This window comes from Cognatiyoonia sp. IB215446, from assembly GCF_033963825.1.
Taxonomy (GTDB): domain Bacteria; phylum Pseudomonadota; class Alphaproteobacteria; order Rhodobacterales; family Rhodobacteraceae; genus Yoonia.
The window spans coordinates 34,698-50,933 of record NZ_JAXBMD010000005.1; the positions used below are offsets into that span (position 1 = coordinate 34,698).

Below are 16,236 nucleotides of genomic sequence, written 5' to 3' on the forward strand. Positions count from 1 at the left end.
CAGGCGTTTCGATGCGGCACGCAACGCGCCCCGCACCGGTTTTCGTTTAGTAGTTCGAGGTCAGCTGCACGCAGGTCTCGGTCTCGGTGTTGTACATCCCGCAACCCAGTGTCTCCCAATCGGACTTCAGAACAGCCGATTCAGGCAGATAGTCGGTCCAGGCATCGCCGGGCACTTCCGCGGTCTGGCTGATGATGTCGAACTGACCATCGGCAGTGATTTCGCCGATCAGGACAGGCTTGGCGAGGTGATGGTTTGGCAGCATCACGGCGGTACCACCGGTCAGGTTCGGGAATTCCTGACCATACATGGCTTCACGCACCGCATCGACATCCGTCGTGCCCGCACCGGTCACCGCATTCACCCACATGTTAAAGCCGATGTAATGGGCCTCCATCGGGTCGTTGGTCACGCGCTCTTCACCCATCTTGGCTTTCCACGCTGCGACCCAAGCCTCATTGGCCTCCGATTCAGCGGATTGGAAGTAGTTCCATGCAGCCAAGTGACCGACAAGGTCGGATGTATCGAGACCCGAAAGCTCTTCCTCACCCACTGAGAAGGCGACAACGGGGATATCATCGGCTGAGATACCGGCAGCGGCGAGTTCCTTGTAGAAGCCGATATTGGCGTCACCATTGATGGTGGAAATCACACCAACCTGCTTGCCGTCAGCACCCAGCGCGACCACGTCAGCCACAATCGTCGCCCAATCGGAATGGCCGAAAGGCGTGTAGTTCACAAAGATGTCTTCGGCAGGGATGCCGTTATCCTGCAGGTAAGCCTCAAGAATGTTGTTCGTGGTGCGCGGATAGACGTAGTCGGTGCCCAGAAGCGCGAATTTCTCAACGCCCAGTTCCTCAAGGAAATAGTCGGTAGCCGGGATCGCCTGCTGGTTTGGCGCCGCACCGGTGTAGAACACGTTCTTGGAGCTTTCCTCGCCCTCATATTGCACGGGATAGAACAGAAGACCGTTCAGTTCCTCAATCACTGGCAGCACGGATTTACGCGACACGGATGTCCAGTTGCCGAAGATCACGTCCACCTCGTGCACGGTCAGCAATTCGCGCGCCTTTTCCGCAAAAAGCGGCCAGTCAGAGGCGGGGTCGACCACGACCGCCTCAATCTCACAATCCAGCAAGCCGCCTGCGGCGTTCTGCTCTTCAATCAAAAGCAGCATCGTGTCTTTCAGCGTGGTTTCAGAGATCGCCATCGTGCCCGACAGCGAATGCAGCACACCAACCTTGATCGGGTCAGCGCATTCGGCGGCAGCCATGGCCGTTGTGCCCAGAAGGGCTGTCAAAGCAAGAGCAGAAGTTTTAATCGTCATAGACTTAAGGTCCCCATTGTCGCTGCGGATTTCAAAAGAGGCGCCAGGCACCTTTTCAACGAAAAGCCAATCCCCGAAGGCAGGAACCGCAGCAGTGATGTTGTCGTCGCGCGGGTGTAGCGATCTGCCGGGATGCCATCCGCGCGGCTCGCCTTTTGGTGAGCAACTGCAAGTGACGTGAAACGCCTAAAATTGGCCAGAGATTTAAGCAGTTCGAGAAATGACCCCAGCATTCCGCTGAATTATTGGGCGAATGATGACGAAATGCTCATGCTTTAATCGCACGGCGGTTCCGTGAGAAGAACGAGGCATAGGGCAGGATTCTCGCTTGCCAAGCCGGGCGCGCGAGCCGTCACTCCACCACGCTGAGCTTCAACCGCATTTCGCGCAAGACAGGCAAAGCCGCCCGAATTTTGTCATTGCCGACCTTTTGAACCACTTCGGCAATGACCGGCGCAATCGCGGCAAGCGCTGCATCGCGGGCGGCCTGGCCGGACGGGCTGATCGCCACCATCTTACGCCGCGCGTCTTCCCAATCCGGGCGAATATGGACCCAGCCAGCCCATTCGAGCTTGTGCAACGTATTGGTCATCGCCCCGCGGGTCAGATGAAAGGTCTTGGCCAATTGCGCCGGTGACCGCTCGACGCCCGCATGCGCCAGATGGTTCAGCACGGAAAAGTGCGACAATTCCATACCCTTGGGTAGCACCCGCGCGACATTGGCGCGGGCCAGTTGGTCCACCATCAGGATTTCGCTGAAAAGCGAAACGGCAAGACTGTCAGAGGCGTCGGACATCAAGGGCCTTCAAATGGGCGATCGTGGCTCAGGGCCGCGATACGTTTTCGGCTTTGTGCCACTTCCGCGAGGGAAAGATCAACCAAACCCACGCCGGGCTTGGTGCACATGTCCAGCAAAACCTCACCCCAGGGCGAGATCGCCATGGAATGCCCATAAGTCGTGCGCGCTTTGCCTGATTGCGCCGCATGCGTCCCGGTCTGCGCGGCGGCCAGCACGTAAGACCCGGTCTCGATGGCGCGGGCGCGCAAAAGCGGCTCCCAATGGGCCGCACCCGTCACAGGCGAGAAAGCCGAGGGCACTAAAAGCACCTCCGCTCCAGCTTGCGCCAACGCGCGGTAGAGGTAGGCAAAGCGAATATCGTAGCAAATGCTCAGCCCGATCTTGGCAAAGGGTGTGTCGGCAACGACGGCCTGCGTGCCGGGGCGGTACCCCGCCGACTCACGGTACGTTTCGGTGTCTGACACGGTCACATCAAACATATGGATCTTGTCATAGCGGGCCACGATCTGCCCAGCGGCGTCAATCAGGAATGACCTGTTGGCAAAACGGCCATCGGGATCATCCGTTTTCAACGCGAGCGACCCAATCGACAGCCAGATACCATGGCGGATCGCCGCCTCGCGCAGCGCATGCAGGGTCGGATCGTCCGCCTCTTGCTGGAGCACGCGTACCTGATGCTTGCGGTTCTGCGAAACACAATTGGTCACCTCTGGCGTCAGGACAAAACCCGCACCTTTGCCCGCCGCCTCGGCAATCAGATCCAATGTCCGGGGCAGATTTGCCGCCGGATCATCGCCGACATTCAGTTGAAGCAGTGCGGCCTTCATGCAGCCAGCAATGCGTCCAGCTTGCCCGCACGCTCAAGCGCCATCAGATCATCGCAGCCACCCACATGGGTGCCGGCGATGAAGATCTGCGGCACGGTACTGCCGCCATTGGCACGCTGGATCATCTCGGCGCGGCGCTCCGGCTGGGCCGAGATATTGACCTCGGCAAAGCTCACATCTTTCGATTGCAGCAGGCGTTTTGCCATGAAGCAAAAGCCGCAAGTGGGTTTGGTGTAGATTTCAACATTGGCCATATTCGTGGTCCCGCACTGGATTTTCCCTTGATCTAGGCGTCTTTAACCACTCTTGCCAGTGTAACAATCGACACGTTTGCGGCACCGGCAGTGCGCGCAGCCTCGGCAGAGGCGGCAAGCGTTGCCCCAGACGTCATCACGTCGTCCACCAAGAGAACCGATTTACCCGCAATCTGGCCTTGCCGCTTGGGGTTCGGAATGATCGCGCCGGACAGCGTCTCAAATCGCGCATCCCTGCTGTGCCCTTCAAGCGGCGTGGTCTTTTTGGGCCGCAGCAACGCATCCGCACAGACCGGCCGCTCAAGCACGCGCCCCAGCATATGGCCCAGCAGTGCTGCCTGATTGTAGCGGCGGCGCGCCAGCCGTGCCCAATGCAACGGTACCGGCACCAGCACCGTATCACCCCGCAAAAGCGGTCGCGCCGCGTGGGTCATCCACATGGCCGCGGGTCGCGCAAGGTCGGTGCGGTCGCCGTGTTTCATGCGTAACACCAAACGCCGCCCGATGCCGGTATAGATCAGGGCCGCCCGGCCCCTGTCCCATGGCCGCGCAATGGTCATGCAATCATCGCATTGCACAACTTCGCCCGTATCCTCACCCGGCAAGGGCACGCCGCACGTGTCGCAGACCAATCCGCCGATAAACTTCGTCTCACGCCAGCACGCACCGCATAGTCCGAACTCAGCCTCGGTCGGTTCATCGCAAGCGACGCATTGCGCGGGGTAAATGGCCCGAATGACGCTTTGCAACCGCATGAAACCACCCTAAATGACGCGCATGAATATGCCGCAAATCACTGACCGCGCAGCGCTTCTGCGCAATCGGAGCCGTGCCGAACCTGATGCGCTTTTCCTGCAGGATCACGCGGCTGACGCGCTTCAGGAAAGACTGAACGAGGTTAACAGAACCTTTAAATCCATCGCGGTTGTCACTGGTTTCCCCGATTTCTGGCGCGCACGCTTTCCCGATGCCACGATTGTCGCAGATGATGAGATGCTGGACCTGCAGCCGCAAGCGCATGATCTGGTCCTGCACGCCATGTGTCTGCACTGGGCCAATGATCCCGTCGGCCAGCTTGTCCAATCCCGCCACGCGCTGAAACCTGACGGGCTGCTCTTATGCACCTTCCTTGGCGGCCAGACCCTGCACGAATTGCGTACATCACTGGCGGAGGCCGAGGCCGAGGTCACCGGCGGCCTCTCCCCCCGGATCGCGCCGATGGGCGAAATCCGCGACCTTGGCGGGCTGTTGCAACGGGCCGGTTTTGCGATGCCAGTCGCCGACAGCAACGCGCTCAATGTCAGCTATGCCAACGCGTTTCATTTGATGCATGACCTACGAAAAATGGGCGAAAACAACGCTTTGACCCAGCGGATCAAACACACCACACGCCGCGCGACCCTTATCAAAGCCTCACAAATCTACGCCGAGCATTTCCGCAACGCCGATAACCGCGTCGATGCAACGTTTGAGATCATCACACTCACAGGCTGGGCCCCATCGGACACACAACAGCAACCCCTGCGCCCCGGCAGCGCGCAGGCGCGACTGGCCGACGCATTGGGAACGATTGAGACGCCCTTAAATAGGTCCAATGATTGATCCCGCGCGTATCCCATTTAAATAACACGCCAAGCGCGCTACCTAAGAGGGCAATGAAAATGTTTGACGCACAAAGCCAAGCCGAAGAGCGCCCCGCCACATGCCCGGTGCATGCCAAGGCGGATCACCCGCCCGTCAAACCGGCCCGCGTTGGCATCCTATTGGCCAATCTCGGGACGCCAGATGCGACTGACTACTGGTCCATGCGGCGTTACCTGAACGAATTTCTGTCCGACAAGCGCGTCATCGATTACTCCGCTTGGATCTGGCAGCCGCTTTTGCAGCTTGTGATCCTGTCAAAACGGCCCTTTTCGTCGGGCGCCGCATACAAATCCATCTGGAATGAAGAGGCGGATGAAAGCCCGCTGATGACGATCACGAAACAGCAGACGGCGGCCATCAAAAAGCAGATGGTCGCCCGCTACGGCGACGACGTACGCGTCGATTTCTGCATGCGCTACGGCAACCCCTCAACCAAATCCAAGGTCCGCGAAATGGTCGAGGCGGGCTGCACCAAAATCCTGTTCTTCCCCCTCTACCCCCATTACGCTGGCGCCACATCAGCCACCGCCAATGACCAGTTCTTTCGCGCGTTGATGGAGGAAAAGTGGCAGCCCGTCGCCCGCGTGGTTGAGCCTTACTTCGCCGAACCCGCCTATATCGAAGCGCTCGCCCAATCCATCGAACGCGCCTATGCCGCAGCTGAAACCAAACCGGAAAAGCTGATCTGCAGCTATCACGGCGTCCCGGAACGCTACCTGCGCGAAGGCGACCCCTATCATTGCCAATGCCAGAAAACGACACGGCTTTTGAAAGAACGCTTGGGCTGGGACGACACGCAGATTGTCACCACCTTCCAGTCGCGTTTCGGCCCCGAAGAATGGTTGAAACCCTACACGGTCGAAGAGGTCGCGCGCCTGGCCGAGGAAGAGGGCGTCAAAAACATTGCCGTCTGCGCACCGGCCTTCTCTGCCGACTGCATCGAAACGCTCGAAGAGATCAACGAAGAGATCAAGGAAAGCTTTGAAGAGGCGGGCGGCGATCATTTCACCTACATTCCATGCCTCAACGACGACCCGGCCCATATCGATGCCCTGTCCGGTGTGATTGAGCGCAACCTCAAGGGCTGGCTTGGTTAGGGTCGGCGCCGTTGATCGTGAGCGTTTTGGCGATAGAGTGACCTGACAAGACGTGTTTGCCGGATGATAGGGCTTGCTCGCGCTCATCCGGGCTGACGATTGCCGAGGTCATGATGCGCAAATCCCTTTCCACTCTCGCCTTTGCCTTATTCACGGTTCTCTTTTTTAGCCCGCCGCTATTGGCGCAAACTGAGCAATGCTCAGCCTCATTGGCCGGGTTTGCGCGGGACGGATATCCTGACCAACTGGCTTTGGCGCTGGGAGATTGCAACGCCCATTGGGAAGGCACTTTACCGACAACAGGTGTCCCGGCGCGGGTGACCGCGGCAGCGGACGCGGCGGTACCGCCCGGTTTTCTGGATGCTGTCTTCACCGCTTTGCAGGAAACGGACAGCGCAACGTCGCTCTTGGCGGCGGGGCCGGTCGATCCGGGACGCGCGGTTGAGTTCATCGTCGCGGGGCCAAGCGCGGATGGCTCTGGCGCTTATGGTGAGACCCTATCACGGGGCGGCGTCTGCCACGTCGTCTTGCTGGAAACGTCATGGTCGGCAGCAGATTGGGCCGCCGAAATCGGGCCGACTGTGGCGCACGAATTCTTCCACTGCATTCAGGCGGCGATGGCGACCAATCTTTACCTGGCAAGCCCTGAATGGGCCATCGAAGGCTCTGCCACATGGTTTGAGCATCAGGTCTATTCCGGGGTGACCCACAGCTTTGTCGACCGGTTTGAAGACAACGTCGCGCGCATCCCGTTCAATGAGTTGGAAGACGAGGCCTGGGTACTATTCGCTTGGCTTGCGCAAAGCCGGGGGGTCGACGCCATTATCCCCTATCTGCAAGGTCTGCCGGACATCTCGGAAACCGTCGAAGGTGTCATTGATGCACTGACCCCGGCGCAATGGGTGGAATTCGCCATCACTTACACGGAACGCAACATCTTCACCCGCGACAGGCGGCGAGTTGCCCCAACGCGCAATGCCCCGGTCGAGGCCGCTGTCATCCCGCCTGAGACGGACAATGCCGATGTGCTGGCCCCGCGCGGGCGGGCGCAGATGATGCGGCATCATGTGACGCTAAGTTCGGGTGTCTGGGCCATCACCGGGCAGCCCGGCACCATCGCCTATTGGACCCAACTTGATGAAAGCGGCAATCCGACACGCGGTTGGCGCAACATGGCGGATGGGTTCGAGGTTGAGGTCCCTTGTCAGGATACGCACACCTTTGTTGTAATTGGGTTTTCCGACACCGATGACGATTATCAATATGGCGTGCAGTTCCGCGAAGAAACCTGTTCGCTCGCTTGCGGCGCGGTGCTGGGCGGCGTGGATCAATGCGTGGTCGGCCATTGGGAAGTGCTGGACGCTGCCGAGGATTTTCGCAGCTCACCCTTCATGAGCATGATGCGAGGCTTTGCGACCATGGGCGGCGGGTCGATTGATCAGGTCGATGTCCACACGGAAACCTACACATTCGCGGCGGACGGCACCTTTTCCAGCAATCGCCCCATGACGATGTCCGGGCGCGGCAATGACGGCGCGAATGAATTTGAGATCACGATGGATATCCGCGTCAACGAAGATCGCGGGCGCTGGGGTACGAATGGCCGTCGGATGTCGCTGTGTACCGAGCGCAATATCTGGGAGGCGACGATTACCGGCAGCGTGGGTGGCTCCGGCCCGGAAAGCCAGGAGGTCTCGACCGACGAGCCGGTCACGGACGAAGACCCGTTAGCCGCACGCTACACCTGCGAGGGGGACACGCTGACCATCCGGCCCGGCATCAGCATCTTTTTCAGCGATGATCCGATCAGGCTTAACCGTCTTTCATCGCGCTGAGGCGAAAACCTCCCCGCGAATTTCACGCTTAGGGCGCATCAGAATCACTTTGGCAAGCGGCGGAAACGCGCCTGAAAGGATCACCCGTCAGTTGCGCCTAGGCTCAGCCGTCCCGCAAAGGTTACCCAAAGTCATGCCCTCACAAGCATCTGATTTAAATGTAAAAATCACGCTCGTTGCATTGCATTAATCTAAAAACCCACAACTTTTCCAATGGAAGCCGCAAACAAACCATATTTCAGAACGAAATTTTCTTAGCTTGTTTTTGTGTTGGGACCGCATTTTTAGGCGGAGTTTGGTGAAACATGGCGACCGCGACAAAGCAGAAAGGCACGGATACTCCTTCGGAGCAAAGCGAAGCGCTTCCGAACGGTACGACTCTGCTCGGCGATCAGTTCACCATCACGCGACCACTCAGCAATGGCGGCTTTGGCATCACTTACCTCGCCCAGGATAATTACCTGGAGCGGAGCGTTGTGATCAAGGAATGCTTCCCCGAAGTCTTTTGCCGCCGTAATGGAAACCGCGTCTTCGTTCGGTCGCATTCGAACCACGAAAAATACCGCGCTATTGTCGAGATGTTCATGCGCGAGGCGCGCAGCATCGCCAAGATGCGCCACCCGAACATTGTTGGCGTCCATCGCATCTTTGAAGACAATGAAACCGCCTATCTAGTGCTTGATCGGATCGATGGCCGCGATCTGCTCGACATCATCAAGGACAAATCGCAGACGCTTTCGCCAGCGCAGGTGAAGGCCACGCTGATCAAGGTGCTCGACGCGGTCGATCTGGTTCATCAGAACGACCTACTGCACCGCGATATCGCGCCGGACAATATCTTGCTCGACAAGTGGGGCAGCCCGGTTCTGATCGACTTTGGCGCTGCCCGCGAAGAGGCGAGCCGCGAGACGCGCGCGCTCTCGGCGGTTCTGGTTGTCAAAGACGGGTACTCGCCGCAGGAATTTTACTTTGCCGGTGGCAAACAATCACCCAGCAGTGACCTTTATGCGCTCGGTGCCACATTCTATCACCTGATCACCGGGTCTGCCCCGCCCAACAGCCAAACCCGCATGGCTGAATTTGCAGGCAACAACCCTGACCCATGCGTGCCACTAGCGGGACGTTTTGATGAATATGAACCCGAATTCCTCGCGGCAATCGACAAGGCGATGCGCATCCTGCCTAAGGACCGCATACAGACGGCCCGCGAATGGTCGGCGCTGATCTCAACTGAAAAGCCACTCACGCTCTCAAAACCGATCCAGCAGCCCAAGGACAACAAGCTGGAAAAGACGCTGACACGATTGGTCAGCGAAACGAACGAATTCGTGCGCAATTCGCAGCCGCGTGAAGGAAAGACGCTGACAAGCCAGCCAGTCACGAGCCAGCCCCGTGTCACAGCGCCAAAATGGGTTGAGGAGTTCAACGCCGAAACCTCAACCATCGAAACCAAAAAGAACCGGCGCGAGCGGCCGAAGAGTGTTGAGCCTGAGGCGACCACACCAAGCAAGCCACGCGCGCCAAAACAGATGCCTGTCATTGTGCCGGAGCCCATCCAGCAGCGTTCGCGCATTCGGTCCTTTATCTCGGACCGGATCTTTCGGCGCGGTATGAACTAGCCGCACGAAGTCATTTCAAACAACAAGGGCGCCCCGTGGCGCCCTGTTTTTTTTCACTACTATTTTGCGGACCTCAGATAAGGAGCACCTGCGTTCCGACCTGCGAGAAGTTGTAGAGTTCTGCAATCTGCTCATTGTAAAGACCGATGCAGCCATTCGATGACCGGCGGCCAATCTTGCGCGTATCATGTGTGCCGTGAATGCGGTAGTAGCGCCAGGTCAGGTGCAGCGCATGCGTGCCCAGCGGATTGTCCGGGCCAGGACCGATAAAGTCAGGCCATTCTGGGTTGCGCAGCTTCATCGCCGGGGTCGGTGCCCAACTTGGCCCTTCGACCTTGCGCGTGATCGACGTCCGACCCGTCCGTGTCAGATCCTCGGTCAAGGGCACGCTGGTTGGATAAAGCTTGTAGATCGACTCATCCTCTGACCAGTAATGCAGCGCACGCGACTGGATATCGACAAGGATCGCCCCATTGTCGAGGTTGTCAAAGTAAGGCCGCCAGTCGAGCGAGCGAAAGCTCGAAATATTGCGCTGGACCCCTTGCGAGATATCGCTTTCCATTTCGGTTGTGCCCGCCGTCTGGGCGGCGGCGCCTGTCCCGATCATCGCGGCAGACCCGGCCAGAAAACCGCGGCGCGACAGTGCATTCTTCATGGCATGCTCCGATTTTTGAGTCAGAAAATCTTTCAAGGCCGAAAATTAATGTGTCTGGTATGTCACCGCAATTCAAAGAAATGTCATACGGGCTGATGGGCGTAAACATGTGTGTTTGAAGTGTCAGTGCAATGTCGATAAGGAACGACAAACGCGAAATGAGGCGAATGAAGGCATGGATCGACGCAAGTTTCTGATGGGAGCGGCTCTGATGAGTCTGGCGGCCTGCGGTGGCGCACCCAGCCGTCCGCTTGGGCCTGACGGCCTGCCGTTGCCTTCTGTCTATCGCATCCGCCCGCAGGATGAGGCCGCCGTCCAATTTCGCATGCTCGACAGCGTGAATGCCGTGCGTGCCCGGGCAGGTGTGCCACCTGTTCAGCTTGACGCACGTCTGAACGCTGCCGCAGCGACCCATTCGCGCGATATGTCGGTGCAGAACCGCCCGTGGCTGTTTGGCTCTGACGCGTCGAGCCCGCTCGACCGTGCCCGCCGCGCCGGTTTCCCCGGACGGCTTTTGGGCGAGAACATCTCTGAATCCTATGAGACCGAACTGCAGACGCTCGCGGCTTGGATGAACCAGCCCGACACCCGCGCGGTCATTGTTGACCCGGATGCGCGGTTCATGGGCTTTGCCTGGTTTCAGGAACCGGCAGGTAAGCTTTGGTGGACGTTGAACATGGGCAGTGATCCGACGGTCACGCAGCCCATCCCCAGCACGATCTCTTAGGCGTAGATGAAGATTTTCGTGTCGTTCTCGACCATCGCGTAAATCTCGTCCATCTCGTGGTTCTTCACGGCGATGCAGCCCCAGGTCCAATCGGGCGTGCCTAGCCAGGCCTCTGGCGTGCCGTGAATGAAGATATCGCCGCCCGGATCAAGCCCCTTGGACCGCGCGTAGGCCACATCGCTGGCATTGGGATAGGAGATTCCCAAAGAAAGATGAAAGCGGCTGTTCGGATTACGCCGATCAATACGATAGGCACCTTCCGGAGTGCGTCCATCACCTTCGTGAACCTTATGGCCTACGGGTGCGAAGCCTAGATCAAAGCTGTACTGCTTCAAAAGCGCGTTCTGATGCAGAAGCTGCATCGTCCGCTGCCCCTTAAACACCTGAATGCGTGTCACTTGTGGTCCGGTATATTGCTGTACCGCCGCACCGCATCCGGCCAGGCCCAAGGCGGCCCCAACCATCATCGATCGTCTTGAAATCATTACACTGCCTACTGTCCCGGTCTGCGCCGTTTTTTTCACTATGGCAGGAAATTGTGGCTAAAGGGAGGAAAAGAAAGCCTGAAAAGCTCATTTCCTTGTGAAAGGTGCCACGATTTCCACATGCGGGGACCAGCGGAACTGATCGACGACCTGCAGCCAGGGCATTTTGAAGCCCGCGTCGATCAGCGTCGCGGCATCCCGCGCGAAGGTGACAGGGTTGCAGGAGACCATTGCGATTGTCTTAAGATCCGATATGGCGAGGGTCGCGATCTGTGCGCTTGCGCCCGCACGCGGGGGGTCGATGACAGCGGCGTCGAAGGGGCGGAACTCATCGGGCTCCAACGGGCGACGGAAGAGGTCCCGCGTTTCCGTCGTGACTTTGTGCAGTTCATGGCCTTCGCGCCAGCCACGGTCGAGTGCGGTCAGCATTGATGCTTCGCCTTCGACCGCGTGGACCTCGGCTCGCTTGGCCAGTGGCAGGGAGAAGGTCCCGCAGCCTGCAAAGAGGTCGATGATCCGGCGGGCATCCGTCGTGATCTCATCGACCGCGTGCCACAGGGCATCCTGCCCGTGCTGCGTGGCTTGCAGGAACGCGCCGGGTGGCGGTGTGACCGCCGTTCCGCCAAAATCCTGCGCGGGTGGGTTCAGCGTGACCACCGGTTCGTCGTTCCAGACAAGGCGTGAGAGCGCGTATTGGTTGGCGAGTGCGGCAAGCTCGATCCGCAATTGCGGGGTCAGGTCCTTGTCGGTGGTCACCAGCACGTCTGCCCCAACTTCGGTTTCGGTCACCGTCAGATCAATCTCGCCCTTGCGCGAAGCGGCCAGAAGCGTCAGCGCCTCAAGCGCGGGTAAAGTCTGGATCAGGGTAGGGGCGACAAGCTGGCAATCGGGCACAGCGATGACCATGTCGGACGCCTTGGCATGAAAGCCCACAAGCGCGCCCTTTTTGGTGCGCCGACCTGAGAATTTCGCCCGCCTGCGGGATTGTGCAGGCGAGGTAGCGATGGGGCGAAAGGCCACGTCGATCCCGCGCGCCTGCAGGGCCTTTTGCACGATCTCTTGCTTCCAGTCCGCGACAAAGCTGTCGCTGGCATATTGCATCGCGCAACCGCCGCAGGATTTAAAATGCTGACAGGGGGCGGCGACTCGGTCGGCGGAGGGCGTGATGATGCGGACGGTGCCATTTGCCGCGACCTCAACCACCTCTCCCGGTAGGGCTCGCGGCACCAATTGCCCATCCGTGGCCCGGCCCAGCCCCGCATGAGTGACACTTTCGATAGTCAGCATTTACTCCGCCGCGGCCTTGACGTTGATGAACCCGCCCGATTGCCGGTTCCAGTAGCGCGCATAAAGCCCACCTTTGGCCAGCAGTTCGTCATGCGTGCCTTCCTCAACAATCCGGCCCGCATCCAGCACCACGATCCGGTCCATCCGCGCGAGGGTCGACAGGCGGTGGGCGATGGCAATCACTGTCTTGCCTTGCATCACTTGTTCTAGCGCTTGCTGGATGGAGGCCTCCACCTCGGAATCAAGCGCACTCGTCGCCTCATCCAACACCAAAATCGGCGCATCCTTGAGGATCGCACGGGCGATGGCGATCCGCTGCCGTTGCCCACCGGACAGTTTCACACCACGTTCACCCAGATGTGCGTCATAGCCGGTCCGCCCATTGTGATCTTTCAGACCAGCGATGAACTCATGAGCTTCGGCCTGCTGGGCCGCCGCCTCAATCGCGGCCTGATCGGCGTCTGGATTGCCGTAGCGGATGTTGTCGAACGCCGAGCGATTGAACATCGCCGTTTCCTGCGTGACCATGGAAATCTGGCGGCGCAGGCTTTCCTGCGTGACGGCGCGGACGTCTTGGCCGTCCACCTCAACAGCACCTTCTTCAGTGTCGTAAAGTCGCAGAAGGAGCGCCACCAAGGTGGACTTGCCCGCGCCTGACGCCCCAACCAGCCCCAGCTTTTCACCTGGTTTCACATCAAGCGTCACATCATGCAGCCCACCGGGGCCACCGCCATAACTGAAGCTGACATTGCGCAGGGCGATGGCACCCTGATCGGCGATCAGCGGCTTGGCATCTTCCGCGTCTACCAGACCATGGGCCGGGCTGAGGGTGTTCATCGCATCCTCAATCTCACCCACATTCGAATACATGCCCATCAGTGTGAAACTGACCCAGCCCGTCATCTGTGCAAGACGCAGTGAAATCGCCCCGGCAGCGGCGATATCGCCCGGCGTGGCGGAGCCAGTCGTCCAGAAATACAGCGTCGACCCCACAAGCAGCACCGGCAGGATACCACCCAATGCCATCATCGAAAACCGAAAGGCCGACGCCATCCAACCCCAGTTGACGGCCGCGGTCCAATAGCTTTGCATCGCATCGATGGCGGCGCGATCCTCATGATCGTCGTGGGCGAAAAGCTTGACGGTCTTGATGTTTGTGACCGTGTCCACGACCTGACCCGTCACCATCGCGCGCTTCGCCGCGCGTTCCTTGGACCGGGCACGCACAAGCGGCATGAAATACCGCAGGATCAACACATAGGCCGTCACCCAAAGCGCCAGCAGCAGCGATGCCCGCAGATCAATCGTAAGCAGGAGCAGGACCGAGGCCACGACAGAAGCCAGCGCAAAGGCAACCGTGTGGATCATATCCACCGTCAGTTCGGTCATGGCACGGGCCGCTTGCATCTGCTTTTGCGCGATACGGCCCGCAAAGTCGTTGTCAAAGAACGTGACTGCCTGGCCCATCGTGTGCCGATGCAACCGCGACAGGGTCAGGTTGTTCAGTGCGGGTGCCATCGCCACCGATTGCATCACGCCAGAGACGCCAAAAACCACAGGGCGCAGGAAGATAAAGAACCCCAGAGCGCCCAAAAGCAGCCAGGTGTTGGCAGAGAAGTAGCCCTCCGCTGATGAGTCCAAAGCCGCATCGATCACCATGCCGAGAATGATCGCCGTCATCACCTCAAGCACGCCAGCAAGGCAAGAGGCGAGGCCTGCCAGACCCACGACGCGAAAGCTGCCTGACATGGCCCAGCGCAGAAAGGCGAGCAGGGTGTTGGGCGGCGGCTCAGCCGCTCGCGCGAACGGATCGATCCAGGTTTCGGGCTTCATTCGGCTGCACCAAGGTCCTGGCCCAGAAAACCACCCGATTGCCGCGCCCAGAACCGCGCATATTGCCCATTCGCCGCCAACAGCGCCTGATGCGCGCCTTCTTCGACAATGCGCCCCTGATCCATGACGATAATCCGATCCATTTGCGCAATCGTGGACAGCCGATGGGCGATGGCGATAACGGTCTTGCCCGCCATCATACCATAAAGCGTCCGCTGGATTGCCGCTTCGACCTCACTATCTAGGGCGCTGGTCGCTTCGTCCAACAACAGGATCGGCGCGTCTTTCAGCATCACCCGCGCAAGCGCGATCCGCTGGCGTTGGCCGCCGGAGAGTTTCACGCCGCGTTCACCGACCTTTGCGTCATAGCCTTTGTTCTTTTCGCTGTCCTCAAGGCCCAGGATAAAGTCATGCGCCTCGGCCTTCTTGGCCGCGGTGATCATGTCATCCTCGCTCGCCTCCGGATTGCCGTAGATGATGTTGTCACGCACGGACCGGTGCAACAGCGCACTGTCCTGCTGCACCATCCCGATATTGCGGCGCAGGCTGTCCTGGCTCACATCCGCGATGCTTTGGCCATCGATTGCAATCGTGCCCTTCTCAGCATCGTAAAACCGCAGCAAGAGCTTCACGAGCGTCGACTTCCCCGCGCCCGACTGCCCGACCAACCCGACCTTTTCACCGGGCCGGATTGTCAGGTTGATATTGTCAAGCCCGCCAGCCTCTTTCCCGTAGTGGTGAGAAAGGGCGCTTATCTGGATCTCACCAGCCTCGACCCCCAGCGCATTTGATGTCTGGTCAAGCAGTTTGATCGGCTGCGCAATCGTCTGCATGCCCTCAGACACGACGCCGAGCTCGCGGAAGAAATTGCTCGTGGCCCACATGATCCAACCGGACATCGCGTTGAGGCGCAGCGCGAGTGTGGTGGCCACCGCCACAACACCGACCGTCGCGGTACCGAGGCCCCAAAGCCACATGGACCAGCCGACAACACCCACGATCAACAGGCCGTTCAGGACCATCAATCCCACATCCATGATCGTATAAAGCCGCATCTCGGCCTGGAACGTCTTGCGGCTCGTCTCCATGGCGTCCTTGGCATAGGCGATTTCGCGGTCGTGATGGGCGAACATCTTGACCGAATGAATGTTGGTGTAGCTATCGACAATCCGGCCCGTGACCTTGCTGCGCGCGTCAGATGCGGCCTCGGATGCCGGGCCAATGCGCTTGACCACCCAGCGCAGCAGCAAAAGATACGGGATCAGCCACAACAGAAGCGGGATGATCAGCCGCGGATCGGCCTGCCCGAGCAGCACTGCGGCGGCGACCACATAGGCCGCAGCAAAGGTGAGCGCGTCGAAGAGCTGGAACATCACCTCACCAGCAGAGGACGGCGTCTGCATGATCCGATTGGCGATGCGGCCTGCGAAATCATCCTCAAACCAGCCGACCGACTGGCGCAGCACGTGCCTATGCGCCCGCCAGCGCACGAGCGTCGTAAAGTTCGGCAGGATCGTCTGGTGCAACAGCATCACTTGCGCGATATGCAGGATCGGGCGCAGGGTCAGGATGAAAAGTGCGACGAGAATGAACTCCACCCCGTGCCGCGTCCAGACCTCGGCTGGCGGTCCGCTTGAGAGTGTATCAACCAGCCGCCCGACATAACCCAACAGCCAGATTTCCACTGCCGCAATGACCATGGAGCCAAGCGCGGTGACAATCAAAACACCTTTGAACGGCTCTGCGTAGTTCCGCAGAAACGGGTAGAGCCGCTTGGGCGGCGTGTCGGTCTCCTGATACGCGGTATAGGGATCGACCAGGCCTTCGAAGAATCGAAACATTGGTCT

General features: G+C 59.4%; 15 protein-coding genes. 5 read left to right on the forward strand and 10 right to left on the reverse strand.

Annotation, left to right across the window (positions count from 1 at the left end; translation table 11 throughout):
* Window positions 1–46: 46 nt before the first annotated feature.
* The 5 genes from urtA to SLH49_RS17745 all read right to left on the reverse strand — a co-directional run bounded on the left by urtA (window position 47) and on the right by SLH49_RS17745 (window position 3,962).
* Window positions 47–1,327 carry an urea ABC transporter substrate-binding protein gene (gene urtA, locus SLH49_RS17725; protein WP_320270491.1) on the reverse strand — a complete coding sequence of 427 codons (1,281 nt, stop codon included), beginning with the start codon at window positions 1,325–1,327 and terminating at the stop codon, window positions 47–49.
* Window positions 1,328–1,679: 352 nt separating this feature from the next.
* A complete protein-coding gene (locus SLH49_RS17730; protein ID WP_320239721.1) occupies window positions 1,680–2,123 on the reverse strand; it encodes a MarR family winged helix-turn-helix transcriptional regulator in 444 nt (147 codons plus the stop codon).
* Entirely contained in the window at window positions 2,123–2,953 is an 831-nt protein-coding gene (locus tag SLH49_RS17735) for a carbon-nitrogen hydrolase family protein (protein WP_320270492.1), read from the reverse strand. The genes SLH49_RS17730 and SLH49_RS17735 overlap by 1 nt, the downstream gene beginning before the upstream one ends.
* Window positions 2,950–3,207, reverse strand: coding sequence for a glutaredoxin 3 (gene grxC, locus SLH49_RS17740; RefSeq protein ID WP_320270493.1), 258 nt, complete (start codon window positions 3,205–3,207; stop codon window positions 2,950–2,952). The genes SLH49_RS17735 and grxC overlap by 4 nt, the downstream gene beginning before the upstream one ends.
* Before the next feature lie 32 nt (window positions 3,208–3,239).
* The gene (locus SLH49_RS17745; RefSeq protein ID WP_320270494.1) at window positions 3,240–3,962 is read right to left on the reverse strand and encodes a double zinc ribbon domain-containing protein; all 723 of its coding nucleotides are present in this window, start codon (window positions 3,960–3,962) and stop codon (window positions 3,240–3,242) included.
* Between the two features lie 22 nt (window positions 3,963–3,984).
* On the opposite strand from SLH49_RS17745, the gene SLH49_RS17750 reads away from it, so the two are divergent.
* The 4 genes from SLH49_RS17750 to SLH49_RS17765 all read left to right on the forward strand — a co-directional run bounded on the left by SLH49_RS17750 (window position 3,985) and on the right by SLH49_RS17765 (window position 9,402).
* Window positions 3,985–4,809, forward strand: a complete 825-nt coding sequence (locus SLH49_RS17750) for a methyltransferase domain-containing protein (protein WP_413785306.1) — start codon at window positions 3,985–3,987, stop codon at window positions 4,807–4,809.
* A 53-nt stretch (window positions 4,810–4,862) separates the two neighbouring features.
* Window positions 4,863–5,948 (forward strand): ferrochelatase, encoded by a 1,086-nt coding sequence (hemH, locus tag SLH49_RS17755; RefSeq protein WP_320270496.1) that lies wholly within the window; start codon window positions 4,863–4,865, stop codon window positions 5,946–5,948.
* A 110-nt stretch (window positions 5,949–6,058) separates the two neighbouring features.
* Window positions 6,059–7,783, forward strand: a complete 1,725-nt coding sequence (locus tag SLH49_RS17760) for a hypothetical protein (protein WP_320270497.1) — start codon at window positions 6,059–6,061, stop codon at window positions 7,781–7,783.
* A 305-nt stretch (window positions 7,784–8,088) separates the two neighbouring features.
* The gene (locus tag SLH49_RS17765; RefSeq protein ID WP_320270498.1) at window positions 8,089–9,402 is read left to right on the forward strand and encodes a serine/threonine-protein kinase; all 1,314 of its coding nucleotides are present in this window, start codon (window positions 8,089–8,091) and stop codon (window positions 9,400–9,402) included.
* Between the two features lie 73 nt (window positions 9,403–9,475).
* On the opposite strand, the gene SLH49_RS17770 is transcribed toward SLH49_RS17765, so the two are convergent.
* Window positions 9,476–10,057: a L,D-transpeptidase gene (locus SLH49_RS17770; RefSeq protein ID WP_320270499.1), complete on the reverse strand. Its 582-nt coding sequence runs from the start codon at window positions 10,055–10,057 to the stop codon at window positions 9,476–9,478.
* Between the two features lie 175 nt (window positions 10,058–10,232).
* Here SLH49_RS17770 and SLH49_RS17775 point away from each other — a divergent pair, with 175 nt between their 5' ends.
* Entirely contained in the window at window positions 10,233–10,784 is a 552-nt protein-coding gene (locus SLH49_RS17775; RefSeq protein ID WP_320270500.1) for a CAP domain-containing protein, read from the forward strand.
* On the opposite strand, the gene SLH49_RS17780 is transcribed toward SLH49_RS17775, so the two are convergent.
* The 4 genes from SLH49_RS17780 to SLH49_RS17795 all read right to left on the reverse strand — a co-directional run bounded on the left by SLH49_RS17780 (window position 10,781) and on the right by SLH49_RS17795 (window position 16,230).
* The gene (locus SLH49_RS17780) at window positions 10,781–11,251 is read right to left on the reverse strand and encodes a L,D-transpeptidase family protein (RefSeq protein WP_320270501.1); all 471 of its coding nucleotides are present in this window, start codon (window positions 11,249–11,251) and stop codon (window positions 10,781–10,783) included. The genes SLH49_RS17775 and SLH49_RS17780 overlap by 4 nt on opposite strands.
* Window positions 11,252–11,356: 105 nt before the next feature.
* Window positions 11,357–12,556, reverse strand: coding sequence for a class I SAM-dependent RNA methyltransferase (locus SLH49_RS17785; RefSeq protein ID WP_320270502.1), 1,200 nt, complete (start codon window positions 12,554–12,556; stop codon window positions 11,357–11,359).
* Window positions 12,557–14,389: an ABC transporter ATP-binding protein gene (locus tag SLH49_RS17790; RefSeq protein ID WP_320270503.1), complete on the reverse strand. Its 1,833-nt coding sequence runs from the start codon at window positions 14,387–14,389 to the stop codon at window positions 12,557–12,559.
* On the reverse strand, window positions 14,386–16,230 hold the full coding sequence (locus SLH49_RS17795; protein ID WP_320270504.1) for an ABC transporter ATP-binding protein: 1,845 nt from the start codon (window positions 16,228–16,230) through the stop codon (window positions 14,386–14,388). The genes SLH49_RS17790 and SLH49_RS17795 overlap by 4 nt, the downstream gene beginning before the upstream one ends.
* Window positions 16,231–16,236 lie beyond the last annotated feature (6 nt).

What these genes read in the sequence shown, in the direction of transcription:
- urtA (WP_320270491.1), bottom strand. Translation starts at nt 1,327, where the DNA reads ATGACGATTAAAACTTCTGCTCTTGCTTTGACAGCCCTTCTGGGCACA.
- SLH49_RS17730 (WP_320239721.1), bottom strand. Translation starts at nt 2,123, where the DNA reads ATGTCCGACGCCTCTGACAGTCTTGCCGTTTCGCTTTTCAGCGAAATC.
- SLH49_RS17735 (WP_320270492.1), bottom strand. Translation starts at nt 2,953, where the DNA reads ATGAAGGCCGCACTGCTTCAACTGAATGTCGGCGATGATCCGGCGGCA.
- grxC (WP_320270493.1), bottom strand. Translation starts at nt 3,207, where the DNA reads ATGGCCAATGTTGAAATCTACACCAAACCCACTTGCGGCTTTTGCTTC.
- SLH49_RS17745 (WP_320270494.1), bottom strand. Translation starts at nt 3,962, where the DNA reads ATGCGGTTGCAAAGCGTCATTCGGGCCATTTACCCCGCGCAATGCGTC.
- SLH49_RS17750 (WP_413785306.1), top strand. Translation starts at nt 3,985, where the DNA reads ATGAATATGCCGCAAATCACTGACCGCGCAGCGCTTCTGCGCAATCGG.
- hemH (WP_320270496.1), top strand. Translation starts at nt 4,863, where the DNA reads ATGAAAATGTTTGACGCACAAAGCCAAGCCGAAGAGCGCCCCGCCACA.
- SLH49_RS17760 (WP_320270497.1), top strand. Translation starts at nt 6,059, where the DNA reads ATGATGCGCAAATCCCTTTCCACTCTCGCCTTTGCCTTATTCACGGTT.
- SLH49_RS17765 (WP_320270498.1), top strand. Translation starts at nt 8,089, where the DNA reads ATGGCGACCGCGACAAAGCAGAAAGGCACGGATACTCCTTCGGAGCAA.
- SLH49_RS17770 (WP_320270499.1), bottom strand. Translation starts at nt 10,057, where the DNA reads ATGAAGAATGCACTGTCGCGCCGCGGTTTTCTGGCCGGGTCTGCCGCG.
- SLH49_RS17775 (WP_320270500.1), top strand. Translation starts at nt 10,233, where the DNA reads ATGGATCGACGCAAGTTTCTGATGGGAGCGGCTCTGATGAGTCTGGCG.
- SLH49_RS17780 (WP_320270501.1), bottom strand. Translation starts at nt 11,251, where the DNA reads ATGATGGTTGGGGCCGCCTTGGGCCTGGCCGGATGCGGTGCGGCGGTA.
- SLH49_RS17785 (WP_320270502.1), bottom strand. Translation starts at nt 12,556, where the DNA reads ATGCTGACTATCGAAAGTGTCACTCATGCGGGGCTGGGCCGGGCCACG.
- SLH49_RS17790 (WP_320270503.1), bottom strand. Translation starts at nt 14,389, where the DNA reads ATGAAGCCCGAAACCTGGATCGATCCGTTCGCGCGAGCGGCTGAGCCG.
- SLH49_RS17795 (WP_320270504.1), bottom strand. Translation starts at nt 16,230, where the DNA reads ATGTTTCGATTCTTCGAAGGCCTGGTCGATCCCTATACCGCGTATCAG.